Source organism: Neorhizobium sp. LjRoot104 (assembly GCF_964253725.1).
Classification (GTDB): domain Bacteria; phylum Pseudomonadota; class Alphaproteobacteria; order Rhizobiales; family Rhizobiaceae; genus Neorhizobium.
Map to the genome: position 1 here is coordinate 1,433,925 of NZ_CAXURS020000002.1, position 12,996 is coordinate 1,446,920.

Here is a 12,996-nt window from a genome sequence, read left to right on the forward strand (position 1 = left end):
CCATGCCGGAACCTATCAGTATCGCGCGTCAGGCGCTCCGGCGAAGGGATCGATGGGACTGTTGCGATTCCACGGCCTCCGCCCCATCAGTGCCTCAAGCACCGCGGTCTGCATCGCCTCGTGGGTTGAATAGGCGTTGATATAGGTGGGCACCCGGGGGGCATCGTAGAGGTAATAGGGAAAGCCGAAGGAAATCATCACCGTCGGCAGGCTCGTCCACGGCCGTTTCATGGCGGCCCTGAAATCCCCGTGAAGTGACCGCCAGTCGAGAAAGATACGCCCGCGCGTCAGAAGCGTCTCTTCGCCGAACAGATAGAGGACGAGGTCATGCCCCTCCGCATCGAGCGGCGTGCCATAGGGATGGAGGGTCACCTCGAAACCCTCGGCAGACAGCATTTCGGGCAGCTTGAAATCCAGCCTCGCATTCGGCATCGGCTCGACGATCCCACCGGAAACGACAAGGATGCGGCGATGTTTTTCGGGATCGAGCGGCAGCGTATCGTTTCTGTCCTTCACCAGCGTTGGCGCGCGAGCAAAAGCCTCGTTGGCCACTTCCTGGACAGACGGTTCCCTCACATGGATCGGCATTTCGACCCCGCGATGCAGGCCGAGCGACGCCTTGAGGGCGAGGACGCGCGTGACCGCGTCGTGGAAACGCTCGGCTGAAATGCGCCCCGAATGGGCGGCGTCGCGCACGGCAGCGATTTCCGCTTCCGGTTTGGAGGAGAAAAGAACCATGTCGCAACCACGCGCGATGATCCCGATCTTCGCGTCCTGCGCCGGCATCACGCCCGAGAGGCCCGCCATCTCGCTGGCGTCGGAGACGATCAGGCCGTTGAAACCGAGCTCGCCGCGCAGGAGCGCGATATTGAGCGGCGCAGAGACTGAAGCCGGCAGATAGGCTTCTTCGCCCGCATCGGGATCGCGTTCGAAGACATAGGCCGGCAGCGCGATATGCGCCGACATGACCGACTTGACGCCTTGATCGATGGCTGCCGTGTAGAGCACGCCGAAGGTGGCGCGCCATTCTTCCATCGACAGCGGATTGATGGTGGTGACGAGATGCTGGTCGCGTTCGTCATACCCTTCGCCGGGCCAATGTTTCACGGTTGCGGCAAGGCCGAGGCGCTGGAAGACGCGCATCTGCGCCAGTGCATGACGTTCGATCAGCGCCGGATCCGAACCGTATCCCCGGGTTGCAACGATCGGGCTGCGAAAGGCCGCGTTGATATCCAGTACCGGCGTGAAGGACCAGTTGATCCCGACGGAACGAGCTTCACGCGCCATCAGGTCGGAGATCGCCTCGGTCAGCGCGACATCGTCGATGGCGGCCAGCGCCAGCGGGTTGGGAACGGCCGTGCCGAAGGGGAGACTCATGCGGGAGCCTTCGAGATCGGCCGAAACGAGCAGAGGGATTTTGGCCTTGGCCTGGATCGCGGCCATATGCTCCCGTTCCCTCGTGCCGTCGGCACCGAAATAACGGGTCATGCCCCCCGGCTGCAGTTCGCCGAGGCGGACGATCTCCGTCTCGCGGTCGTCACCCCGCGAATTGAGATTGAAAAGCTGGGCTGCACGGGCGGTATCGTCGAGGCCGTGAAAAGTCCCGGCCACCCAGTCGAGCGCTTCGCGATCGAGGTTGAAGGGTGATTTCGTCAGGTGATCCAGCGTCAATGGCATCGGTCACTCCGTTTCAAACCTGCTCCGCGAGCGCGCGTTCCAGCGCCTCAAGCCTTTCCCGGTCCAGTTCCGGCCAGACCGTCGCGGCCTGCACGAGCGTCTTTGCGGCAAGTGGGGCGGCCAGCGGCTCGTCCGCCAGACGAGGAACCGCCGCGATCAGGATGCGTCGCGTCGTTTCTTCGGCCATGAGCTTCGCGATCGGGATATTCGCCACGCGTGCACCTGGTGGGAAATCACTGACCTTCGCCACGCTGCGCTGGCCGGAAACGACCTGTGCCCATTGTTTTTCGATGAGCAGGTGCTCGTTCCCCACGGACCCTGTCTGCGGAAGGCCCAGGCGCTCGAACTGGTCGGAAGGCGCATTGGAGGCGCGCATCAGCTCGACGAGCAACTCGCTCATCCGCAATTCAAGCATATCATCCCTGAGCGGATTTTTCTGCTCGGGATCCGTTTCGAGGTCGTAGAGCAGGGTCCCGAAGACCCAGGGCCCCCGGATCGTCCATCCCGGTATGCGCAGGACCGGAGCCCCCTTGGTGAAAGAGAAAGGCTGCGCGAGCTCCGCCTTCGACAGTTCGTCCGGGGCAAAGCGCGCGCGCATGTGGGTCGGCATCAGCGTATATTCATGGAGCGGCGAATTGTCCTCGGTAACACAGCACCGCATGTAGACGTAACGGCCGTCGGTGACGCACACATGCCCGCCGAAATTTCCGAACAATCCCGCCGTGCGGATCGGAACATCGTTCCTGACAGTCTCGAGAAGCGGTTTTCCCTGCATATCCGGCGTTGGCCGAAGGCCGAAGAGATCGAGCAGCGTCGGCGCTATGTCTATGGTCTGGACGAGCGCAGAGCGCCGTTCGCCAGCAACCCCGGCCCGCGGATCCCAGACGAAGAAGGGCGTGTGGATCGTCTCGTCGTACCACGGCATGACGGACTTGCCCCACCAGCCCCTTTCGCCGAGCATATAGCCATGGTCGGTGCAGACGATCAGCATCGTATCGTCCCACATGTTCTTTTCGTCCATCATGTCGAGCAGCCGGCCGAGATTGCGGTCGCACATCGAAAGCAGCGCCAGATAGCGGTGCCGCGCCTGGAGAACCCGTTCGTCCGCCTCGGTGACGCGATCATAGGGCGGCCAGTCGAAATCCTCGCCGGTATCGGGGTAGAGCGCGTGATATTCGGCATAGCTGAAAAACGGCTCGTGCGGATCGAATGTCTCGATCTGCAGCATCCAGTCATCCTGGCTGGCGTTGTCCTTTATGAATTGCAGTCCGGCATCGAAGGTCCGGGTTTGCGGATGGTCACGCTCGTCCTTGAGATAGGTCCTGTTGATGGGGTCCTGCCGCCGCATCTGGTAGAGAAAATCGACAAGACGCCCGCGATCGACACCTTCGACGACGCCTTTCCAAAGGTCGCCTTCCTGGCCGCGAAAAAATTCGTGCGAGGAAAAGCGCGTGTGATAGGTGGCTCCGCCATCCTCCCAATAGTGCTGATGATCGGTGACCAGATGCGTATAGATTCCGGCGTTTCTCAGCAATTCCGGCACGCTGTCATCGAACGGTTCGATCGGCGACCAGGACCGGTGGAGAAAGTTGTACCGGCCGGTATGCATTTCGCGCCGCGCCGGCATGCAGGGCATCGAACCGGCATAACAGCGGTCGAACGTCGCAGTCCTTTGCGCCAGCCGGTCGAAATTCGGCGCATGGGCGGTCCTGTCGCCATAGGGCGGCAGAAGGCGGCGGTTGAGGCTGTCGAACATCAGGACGATCGCGCGCATGGGTCTAGGCCGTCATTTCTAGCGCGCGAAACGCGGCGCGCCGTTCCGCCTGCCTTGCGGGATCGGCAACCGGGGCGGCGAGAAGCAGGCGTTTCGTGTACGCATGATCGGGGCGCGCCGTCACCTGGTCGCACTCGCCGAATTCGACGATCTCGCCGAAACGCATCACCGCAACACGGTGCGAGATGTGACGCACCGCCGCCAGGTCATGCGAAACGAAGAGATAGGCGACGCCTGTCCGTTCCTGGATTTCGATGAACAGATCCATGACCCGGGACTGGGTGGAAAGGTCGAGTGCGGAGACCGGTTCGTCACAGACGATGAGGCGCGGAGAAAGCGCCAGCGCGCGGGCAATGGCGATACGCTGGCGCTGGCCGCCGGAAAACTCGCGGGCAAACCGTTCCGCCGCGTCGCTTGGCAGGGCGACCTGATCGAGCAGCTTGCGGACCTGCCGGGAGGCATCGGCCCGCGAGGCGAGCCGGCGCGCGACAATCGGCTCCGTCAGGATGTCGTCGATCGTCATCGACGGATTGAGCGAGCTGTAGGGGTCCTGGAAGACCGCCTGGATGGCCGCCTGGCCGTTGCGCGCCCGGGGCGGCACCCCGGCGATATTCTCTCCGTCGAAAAATATCTCGCCGGAGCTGACCGGGCCGATGCCGAGAATGGCGCGCCCGAGCGTCGTCTTGCCCGACCCGCTCTCCCCCACCAACCCGACGGTTTCGCCGGGGCGGATGGTGAGATTGACGTTCTTCAGGACATGGTGGGCGCCGAAATGAACATTCACGTTGCGGCAATCGACAAGGATCTGATCGTTCATGCCCGCATTCCTTCTTTAACCGGCGGTCGATATGTGCGGGTCTCTCCATCCTCGAGAACTGAATCGAGAAGCATGCGGGTGTAGTCATGCGCCGGCGCGGCGAAGAGGTCGGCCACGGCGTTGACTTCCACGATCCTGCCATCCTTCATGACGGCCACCCGGTCGCAGCTATCCGCCACGACACCGAAATTATGGGTCACCAGCATGACCGCCATGTTGAACTCCTTTTGCAGATCGCGCAGAAGATCGAGGACTTCCGCCTGCACGGTTACGTCGAGCGCAGTGGTGGGTTCGTCGGCGATGAGAAGGTCCGGGCTGCAGGCGACCGCACCGGCAATCAGGACGCGCTGGGCCATGCCTCCCGAGATCTCGTGCGGATAGGCGCGAAATACCCGTTCCGGATCCGGCAGCTTCACGCGGGCAAGCAGGTTCAGCGCCCGCCGCGTCGCTTCCGCCCGGGAGATTCCGAGCACCGTCATCATCGGCTCGACGAGCTGGTATCCGATCCGGAACGCCGGATCGAGATTGGCCATCGGCTCCTGGGGAACATAGGCTATGCGCTTGCCGCGAAGAGCCCGGACCTCATCCTCGGAAGATCTTCCGAGATCGACGCCGTCGAACAGGATGGAGCCGGAGAGAACCCGGCCACCGGGCGATAAAAGTCCGAGGATGGCAAAGGCCGTCTGGCTCTTGCCCGATCCGCTTTCGCCGACGAGCCCCAGAACTTCGCCCCGCCTGAGGCTGAGGCTCACGCCCTTGACGACTTCGCGCCAGCCGTCGTTCGCAGGATAGGCAACGACCAGGTCCCGCACGTCGAGGAGCATCTCGGATGCGGCTTGCGGCAGCGGTTCGCTCACCGCCAGGGGAAGGGTCTTCGGCGCTCCCACCTGAACGCCGCCCTGCTGCATGCGGTCGCGAATAGCATTCGCCAGCAGCACCAGCGACGCCACCGTTACCGTGATTGCCAGCCCCGGCCAGAGGATCGCCTGCGGCGAGACATAGATGTTGGAGAAGGCGTCCTGCAGCATGCCGCCCCAGGTCGGCGTGCTGGGGTCGCCCAATCCCAGAAACTCGAGACCGGACTGGACGACGATGGCGATGCCGGCGACGATGGAGGTCTGGATGACCACCGGCGCCCGCACCGAAAGCAGTATATGCCGGGTGATGATGCGGAGATCGCCAAGGCCCGAGACCCGTGCCGCGTCGATATAGAGCTCGTGCTTGACACCGTTGACGAGATTGCGTGTCAGCCGGAAAAAACCCGGAGACAACATCACCCCGAAGACCGCCATCGACAGGTAGATCGAGGCCCCGAGCGCCTGATAGAAGGCGAGCAGTACGATCAGCGCCGGCAGTGCCATGATGCCGTCGGAAATCCAGCGGGCCACCAGATCGAGCTTCCTGCCGTAAAAGCCGGCGAAGAGCCCCGCCGTTACCCCGATCGATGCGGCGATGACCACCGTGATCAGCGCGCCGAGGAATGTGTTGCGGCCGCCATGGACGAGACGGCTCCATATGTCGCGCCCCGAACCGTCGCCGCCGAGGAGATAACCATCGCCGGCGACGGCATTGACCTTGAAGATCTGGACGGCGGACGGATCGTTGGGTGCAAGCAGAGGAGCGAAGATAGCCGAAGCGATGACGACCAGCAGCGCCAGCGAAGCGACAAGACCTGTCGGATTGGTGAGCACGGAGCGGACGAAATGACGGCGCTGCGAAGCGGCGGGGAGTGGCGCCTGGGCGGTATCTATATCGCTCATGACATCCTCACCTTCGGATTTGCCCATGCGTTGAGGAAGTCGATCAGGATGTTCACCAGAACGACCACGATGATGAGGGTGACGACCACTCCCATGAGCACCGGGACGTCGCCGATCAGCGCAGCCGAGACGGTCAGGGATCCCATTCCGGGGATGGCGAATACCCGCTCGATGACGGCGGCGCCGCCGAGAAGCGCAATGAACTGCACGGAAAGGACGGTCAGAGCCGCCGGCATCGCATTGCGCAGTGCATGGCGATAGAGCACCGAACGGGGGCTGACGCCGCGGGCGCGGAGCGTGCGCACGTAGTCCTGCTTGAGCGCATCGATGACCGCGCCCCGGATCTGCTGGGAGGCCGAGGCTATTCCTGACAGCACCAGCGCCGTTACCGGGAGCACCAGGGAGGCCGCCCATGCGGATGGTGAAGCACCGAACGAAACATAACCCGTCGCCGGCAGCCAGCCGAGCTTGACCGAGAAGGTCAGGACCAGCAGCAGGCCGAGCCAGAAGTTCGGCATGGCAAAACCTGCGACGCTGACGATCTGGATGACACGGTCCGCCCAGCCGCCGCGGACAGCCGCGGCAATGCCGAGCATCGCCGAAAGGAGTGCCATCATCGCCACGGCGATCGTCACCATCGACAACGTGACGGGCAGTCGGCTCGCAAGTGCAGACGCCACGCTCTCGCTCATCGTCCATGACGGGCCGAGGTCGCCGCGGATGGCATGGCTAACCCAATCGCCGAACTGGACCATCAGAGGTCGGTCGAGCCCCAGCCGGCTGTTCAGCGCCGTCACCTGGTCGACCGTCGCATTCTCACCGAGGATGTTGCGGGCGACGTTGCCGGTGGCGCCGAAAACCATCATGAAGGTCACGGTCGAGACCAGGCAAAGCAGCGCGATGCCGGAAGCGACCCGTTTCAGGAGATACCTTGTCATCGGCGTCCGGTCTCACTTTGCGGGCGCATAATTGCGCGGCCAGGGCACGATGTTCTGCGCCTGCATCCGGACCTTCACCTGCGCGTTGGAAATGTAGATGCTGTCGATGCGAAACCAGGGCGCAAAAAAGGCGTTCTCGACCATGTACCGATTGGCGGCCTGCATCGCGGCATTCTGCTCCTTGCCTGGAGGCGTATACTGGGCTTTCTTCAGGAGAGCCTCCAGCTTTTCGTCCTTTGCCTTGGAGGTGTTCCAGGGGGAGTTTGCGAAGGCGAATTTGTTGAAGTCGGCCCAGGGCGACTGGCTGCCAAGACGGAAGAGAAACATCGGGTATTTGCCCGACAACAACTCGGCGATCGTGACATTCGGCGGAACTTTCACCCAGCTGACGGTGACACCGATATCCTTGAGCTGCTGGGTGATGATCGGCGTGTAGGGAGCCAGCGTGCCGATATCCGGCATCGTGACGCTGAAGCCGTTTGCATAACCCGCTTCGGAAAGCAGGGCACGTGCCGCCTTCGGGTCATATTGATAGGTCCCGTCGAGCGATGCATCAAATGCCTCGCTTGGCGGAACGAAAGGCTGGTCCGTGACTTCGCCATAACCCCGGGCGACGAATTTCAGGATCGCTTTTTCATCGAATGCCATATTGAGCGCGCGACGGACGCGGACGTCGGACAGCGCCTTGACCATTTTTCCGTCGCGATCGGAGAGAAACAGACCGAGCCAGTCCACGGGCAATCTGGAGACCGTCAGCTTGCTCGCCTCGGCCTCGGTGACGACCTGCCCTTCGCCCGCCGCGGCGTCCACCTGGCCGGATTTCAGCGCGTTCATCCGCGCGCTGAGATCGTTGATGGGCGTGATCGTCATGGTCTCGAACGGGAAGGCGCCGGCATTCCAATAATCCGGATTGCGCTTGTAGACGTATTGACGCCCGGTCACCGAGCGCGCCGTGTCGTAGATGTAAGGCCCGGAGCCGATCGGCACCATTTTGGAATCGGCCTTGCCGAGCGTCGCGGGGCTCGCCATCGCGCCGCCGACGGTCGCCAGATTGAAGAGCATGCCCGGATCTGGCTCCTTGAGGTGCAGCTTCAGCTCGGCAGGGCCTACGATCTCGACACTCTTGACGGCGCCGGCCATCCAGGTGTTCTGCCCGACGCCATCGCGCAGATATTCGAGATTTGCCTTCACCGCCTCCGCGTCGAAAGGCATTCCGTCGGTGAATTTGACACCTTCTCGCAGCTTGAGCGTCAGCTCCGTACCATCACCGTTGAAACGCCATTCAGTGGCCAGGTTCGGCATCGTCTTGCCGTCCGGGGCCGTATAAAGCAGCGTGTCGAAGACCGGCATCCAGTATTGGGCGCGATGGCCGATGGAAAGGCCGGCACGGTCGAAGGTGTCGTTGTCCAGAATGCCGGCGAGCGCAAGCGTTTCGGGGCTGTTCCCGACCTCTGCCTGGGCGACCGGTGGCACGGATAAAAAAGCCGCCATCAAGGCGGACAAAATCAATCGGTTTCGCATGCTCTCCTCCCGAGAGCCTGACTTGCCCACTCCCCGGCAAGACAGGCTGCATGTAGCGAATTGGATTCTGCCAGATACACATTCTTGGCGTTCCGAAGTCATAGCAGTTGAGGCAATGCACGAAAAATGCAATTAACGGCGGGACCGATAAATCAAGTTTATCACTGCCATGCTGGATCAGATCACCCACCTCTTCCGTCTGCAAGCGATCGTGGAGGAAGGCAGTCTCCGTCGTGCCGCCGAGCGGCTGAACCTCACGCAGCCCGCTCTGTCTCGATCTCTCGCCCAGTTGGAGGCCCATTTCGGGCGGCCGCTGCTGGAGCGGCATGCACGCGGCGTCCGTCCGACGCTTTTCGGCGAAAGGGTATTGTCGGAATCGCTGCGGATGATGCGTCACTGGGAAGTGGCCGAGCAAGATCTGATGTCCGACAGGGCAATTGGCAAGGCCTATCTGCGGATCGGCGCCGGACCGATGTGGCGACCAGCAATCCTGCCGGAACTGCTCGTCGATATGCAGCGACAGTTCCCCAAGATCGTGTTCGAACTCAGGAACAGCCGTTATGCGACCTCGCTCACCGATCTCCTGGAGGGGCGCCTCGACATGCTGTTCACCGGAGTGGCGATCGATGACCCACAAGACTTCCGCCTCGTCGCACTTCCGCTGGCGAAAGTGATCAACAATGTGATGGCGCGGGAGGATCATCCGATCTTCGCCGCGCGCGATGCCGCAGGAGCGGTTCCACCGGAGCGTCTGCTCGACTATCCCTGGCTCGTCCATTCCGAGCTTCCGATCTATCAGGCAACCACCCAGCACGGTCTTTTCGAGCGGCTGGGGCGGGAGCCCGACATCCGGTTGAGCTGCGAGAGCTTGCATTCGACATTGTCCATCCTTCAGCGGAGTGATTGCCTCTGCCTGCTGCCCGATGCGGCCGTTCTCGCGACCTCCTGCCCGCGCATCGTCCCGGTTCCGGTCAACCTCAATTACAGGCATACGCGGACGGGAGTGATCTATCGCGAAGAACTGAGCGACTGGGCTCCGGTGCGCCAGCTGATCGCACTCTGCAAGGAGCGGTTCCATCTCGAAAACCCGCCGGAGACCGGGCCAGGCGAACAGCAGTGATCAGCAGTGATCAGCAGTGATCAGTTTTCAGCATCGCTTGCTTCTGAAATTGCATTATTTCCGCATGGTCTGACGCGATATCCTTGACCAAGGCGGTGGGTTCAATGGTTGCGACCATACGTATTCCTGCCGCCCGCATGCGAGGGAGGAATACTTGCGACCGAATATCATTTTCATCATTTCGGATGACCATGCCGCGCGGGCGATCTCGGCCTACGGCGCGGGTCTCAACCAAACCCCCAATCTCGATCGCCTGGCAAACGAGGGGGTGAGACATGACGCGACCTATGTGACCAATTCGATCTGCACGCCGTCGAGGGCCGCGATCCTGACCGGCACGCACAACCACGTCAATGGCGTCACGACGCTTGTGACGCACATGAACAATCGTATCCCCAACGTGGCCAAGCTTTTGAAGGCGGCAGGCTATCGCACCGGCATCTTCGGCAAATGGCATCTCGGCGAAGGACCGCTCCACGAGCCGAAGGGTTTCGATGACTGGGCCGTCGTTCCTGGGCAGGGGGATTATTGGGACCCGGCCTTCATAGATCGCGATGGCCGGCGGAGAATTCCGGGCTATGTCACCGATATCATCACCGACAAGTCGATCGACTTCATCGAACAAGGCGACGGGCGCCCATTCCTTCTGATGTGTCATCACAAGGCGCCTCATCGACATTTCGTTCCCGACCCCAAATACAATCATCTCTGGGCCGAGGAAGATCTTCCGCTGCCGTCGACGTTCAACGACGATTATTCCGACCGGGCCGCCGCTGCGGCGGCTGCCCGCATGCGCGTTCGTTCCGACCTCAACTGGGAGGATCTCGGGCTCGTGCAGCCGGAAGGGCCGGCGACCGTCGCCGGAGAACTGATGCTGGATCAGATCCCGGTTCGGCGCGTGCCGGAACTCAAAGGCGGCGAGAGCATCACGGTGGTATGCGCGTCCACCGGCCGGAACTACACCTTCACCGATCCACAGGCTTTCGCGGAATTCAAATACCAGCGTTACATGAAGCGCTATCTCCGGACGGTTCAATCCATCGACGACAATGTCGGCCGCCTGCTCGACTACCTCGATGAAAAGGGCCTGACCGAGAACACGCTGGTGATCTACACCTCCGACCAGGGCTTCTTCCTCGGTGAGCACGGCTGGTTCGACAAGCGTTTCATGTATGAGGAAAGCCTGCAGATGCCGTTCCTGGCACGCTACCCGGCGGCGATCCCGGCCGGCACGACCAGTCGCGACCTCGCCTGCAACGTCGATTTTGCGCCGACCTTCCTGGACTATGCAGGGGTGCGGACGCCTTCCTTCATGCAGGGGCGATCGATGCGGCCGGTGCTGGAGGGACGGACCCCGGACGACTGGCGGCAATTGGTCTACCATCGCTACTGGATGCACAACGATGCCATCCATGGCGCCTGGGCGCATTACGGGGTGCGCGACGCCCGCTACAAGCTCATCTACTGGTACAATGACGACCTGGGGCAGCCAGGCGCCCGACCGAACGGCGCCCCGCCGGAATGGGAGTTATTCGACTGCGTGGAAGATCCGCACGAGTTGACGAACGTCGCCGACGATCCGGGCTATGCGGCAGTTTTCCGCGAGATGCTCGACAAGCTCGACACCTATATGGCCGAGATCGGCGACATCGCCGAGCATCCCAGTGAACCGGTTTAAGGATTGTCCCTTCTGAAGATCCAGTCGTGGTCCGGGTGATTCTTGAAGCGCCACTTGCGGATCGGGCCGGCCATGACGTTCAGATAATACATCTCGTAGCCATAAGGCGCGCCGCAGGGGTGATGGCCCTTCGGCACCAGCACGAGATCGTGGTCCGAGACGGCCATGGTCTCGTCAAGCGAACCGTCTTCGGTGAATACCCGCTGGAAACCGAACCCCTGCGCCGGGTTCAGCCGGTGGTAATAGGTCTCCTCCAGATAGGTCATGTCGGGGAAATTATCCTCGTCATGCCGGTGCGGCGGATAAGAGGACCAATTGCCGGCCGGCGTGAACACCTCCGTGACCAGGAGGCTGTCGGCGACATCCCGCTCTTCCATGGCGATCGGGAAGATGTAGCGGGTATTGGCATCCTTGCCGCGGGTATTGAGGGAAAGCCCTCCCGGCCCGATCACCGCCGCTTCGCGTCCGGGCTTGGCCGGCGCGGTGCAGACGGCGAGCGTGCATTCGGTGGTCGCCTTGGCGGTCCAGTCGGAGCCGGCGGGCACATAGACACAGTGCGGTGGTTTGCGCTCGAAGACGTTCATACGGTCGCCAAGCTCTCCGAAAGCCTTGCCGCCTCCGGAAATATCCGCCCTGCCCTCGACCAGCACAAGGATGACTTCCGTTTCCCCGGTCTTTTCGGCGGCGCTTTCGCCCGGCCTCAGGCGGTAGAGGCCAAAGCCGACATAACCCCAGCCGGCCTCCTCGGGTGTCACGTCGTGAACCTTGCCGGAAGAGCCCTTCGGCTTGCGCAACAGGCCGGTCATGCCTTTGCTCCCTTGTCGAGGCCGGCGGCCTGCGCCATCGCCTTCAGCGAGGAAAGTCCCATGCTCTGGTATTCAAAAGGATTGCGGACGTCCGGGTCCTGCTCCGCCTCGATGACCAGCCAACCCTGATAACCATGCTCGGCGGCGACCTTCAGCACCGGCGGAAAACTGACGCCGCCTTCCTTGTCGCCCGGGACGGTGAACACCCCGCGGCGCACGCCTTCCAGGAAAGAAAGACCTTCGCTGCGCACCTGCGCGGCGATATCGGGCCGCACGTTCTTGGCATGGATGTGGCCGACGCGGGCCATGTGGTTTTTCGCGGCACGCTCCGGGTCGCCGCCACCGAACAGGCAATGGCCGGTATCGAGCAGAAGCTTCGCCTGCGGGCCGGTATGAGCCATCAGCCTGTCGATCTCGTCTTCGCTTTCGACGATCGTGCCCATGTGGTGATGGTAGACGAGCGCGATACCCTGCCCTGCCGCAAACTCCGCCAGCGCCTCGACGCCGGCGCCGAAGGATTTCCACTCGCCGTCGGCGAGTTTCGGACGGTCGTTGACGGCCTTGCCGTCGTCGCCGTGAATGGCGTTCGACGTCTCGCAGACGATGATGACCTTCGAGCCCATGGCCTTCAGCAGATCGAGCGCCGGCTGCATCGCCTTTTTCTCGTCCTCGACGGAGTTGACGAGCAGGTTCAACGAATGCCAGCCGGAAACGTAGCGAAGCCCGCGAGGCTCCAGCACCGCCTTGAGCGCCGCTGGCTCCTGCGGAAACTTGTGGCCCTTCTCGATGCCGTCGAATCCGATCTTCGCGGTTTCGTCGAGGCACTGGTCGAGGCTGATATGTGCGCCGAGCGAGCGGTCGTCGTCGTTCGACCAGGCGATGGGGTTGGTACCGTAGAGGATCAT

General features: G+C 62.3%; 10 protein-coding genes. 2 read left to right on the forward strand and 8 right to left on the reverse strand.

Features of this window, described 5'->3' with window-relative positions; translation table 11 throughout:
• Positions 1-15: 15 nt before the first annotated feature.
• From ACSQ8R_RS28945 to ACSQ8R_RS28970, 6 genes are read right to left on the reverse strand one after another with little or no spacing between them, the layout of a single operon-like run.
• Positions 16-1,677, reverse strand: a complete 1,662-nt coding sequence (locus tag ACSQ8R_RS28945) for a glycoside hydrolase family 3 protein (RefSeq protein WP_436256777.1) — start codon at positions 1,675-1,677, stop codon at positions 16-18.
• A 13-nt stretch (positions 1,678-1,690) separates the two neighbouring features.
• Positions 1,691-3,451 (reverse strand): sulfatase, encoded by a 1,761-nt coding sequence (locus tag ACSQ8R_RS28950; RefSeq protein WP_436256778.1) that lies wholly within the window; start codon positions 3,449-3,451, stop codon positions 1,691-1,693.
• Between the two features lie 4 nt (positions 3,452-3,455).
• On the reverse strand, positions 3,456-4,268 hold the full coding sequence (locus ACSQ8R_RS28955; RefSeq protein WP_436256779.1) for an ATP-binding cassette domain-containing protein: 813 nt from the start codon (positions 4,266-4,268) through the stop codon (positions 3,456-3,458).
• On the reverse strand, positions 4,265-6,028 hold the full coding sequence (locus ACSQ8R_RS28960; RefSeq protein ID WP_436256780.1) for a dipeptide/oligopeptide/nickel ABC transporter permease/ATP-binding protein: 1,764 nt from the start codon (positions 6,026-6,028) through the stop codon (positions 4,265-4,267). Before ACSQ8R_RS28960 ends, ACSQ8R_RS28955 begins: the two co-directional genes overlap by 4 nt.
• Positions 6,025-6,966, reverse strand: a complete 942-nt coding sequence (locus ACSQ8R_RS28965) for an ABC transporter permease (RefSeq protein ID WP_436256781.1) — start codon at positions 6,964-6,966, stop codon at positions 6,025-6,027. The genes ACSQ8R_RS28960 and ACSQ8R_RS28965 overlap by 4 nt, the downstream gene beginning before the upstream one ends.
• Positions 6,967-6,978: 12 nt before the next feature.
• Complete coding sequence (locus ACSQ8R_RS28970; RefSeq protein WP_436256782.1) at positions 6,979-8,487, reverse strand: ABC transporter substrate-binding protein; 1,509 nt, start codon at positions 8,485-8,487, stop codon at positions 6,979-6,981.
• A 169-nt stretch (positions 8,488-8,656) separates the two neighbouring features.
• On the opposite strand from ACSQ8R_RS28970, the gene ACSQ8R_RS28975 reads away from it, so the two are divergent.
• Both ACSQ8R_RS28975 and ACSQ8R_RS28980 read left to right on the forward strand, forming a co-directional pair.
• On the forward strand, positions 8,657-9,607 hold the full coding sequence (locus tag ACSQ8R_RS28975) for a LysR family transcriptional regulator (RefSeq protein ID WP_436256783.1): 951 nt from the start codon (positions 8,657-8,659) through the stop codon (positions 9,605-9,607).
• 154 nt (positions 9,608-9,761) lie between these two features.
• Complete coding sequence (locus ACSQ8R_RS28980) at positions 9,762-11,285, forward strand: sulfatase family protein (RefSeq protein WP_436256784.1); 1,524 nt, start codon at positions 9,762-9,764, stop codon at positions 11,283-11,285.
• Here ACSQ8R_RS28980 and iolB read toward each other — a convergent pair.
• Entirely contained in the window at positions 11,282-12,091 is an 810-nt protein-coding gene (gene iolB, locus ACSQ8R_RS28985; protein WP_436256785.1) for a 5-deoxy-glucuronate isomerase, read from the reverse strand. The genes ACSQ8R_RS28980 and iolB overlap by 4 nt on opposite strands.
• Entirely contained in the window at positions 12,088-12,996 is a 909-nt protein-coding gene (gene iolE, locus ACSQ8R_RS28990; RefSeq protein ID WP_436256786.1) for a myo-inosose-2 dehydratase, read from the reverse strand. Before iolE ends, iolB begins: the two co-directional genes overlap by 4 nt.

What these genes read in the sequence shown, in the direction of transcription:
- iolE (WP_436256786.1), bottom strand. Translation starts at nt 12,996, where the DNA reads ATGATCCTCTACGGTACCAACCCCATCGCCTGGTCGAACGACGACGAC.
- ACSQ8R_RS28960 (WP_436256780.1), bottom strand. Translation starts at nt 6,028, where the DNA reads ATGAGCGATATAGATACCGCCCAGGCGCCACTCCCCGCCGCTTCGCAG.
- ACSQ8R_RS28955 (WP_436256779.1), bottom strand. Translation starts at nt 4,268, where the DNA reads ATGAACGATCAGATCCTTGTCGATTGCCGCAACGTGAATGTTCATTTC.
- ACSQ8R_RS28975 (WP_436256783.1), top strand. Translation starts at nt 8,657, where the DNA reads ATGCTGGATCAGATCACCCACCTCTTCCGTCTGCAAGCGATCGTGGAG.
- ACSQ8R_RS28965 (WP_436256781.1), bottom strand. Translation starts at nt 6,966, where the DNA reads ATGACAAGGTATCTCCTGAAACGGGTCGCTTCCGGCATCGCGCTGCTT.
- ACSQ8R_RS28945 (WP_436256777.1), bottom strand. Translation starts at nt 1,677, where the DNA reads ATGCCATTGACGCTGGATCACCTGACGAAATCACCCTTCAACCTCGAT.
- ACSQ8R_RS28950 (WP_436256778.1), bottom strand. Translation starts at nt 3,451, where the DNA reads ATGCGCGCGATCGTCCTGATGTTCGACAGCCTCAACCGCCGCCTTCTG.
- iolB (WP_436256785.1), bottom strand. Translation starts at nt 12,091, where the DNA reads ATGACCGGCCTGTTGCGCAAGCCGAAGGGCTCTTCCGGCAAGGTTCAC.
- ACSQ8R_RS28970 (WP_436256782.1), bottom strand. Translation starts at nt 8,487, where the DNA reads ATGCGAAACCGATTGATTTTGTCCGCCTTGATGGCGGCTTTTTTATCC.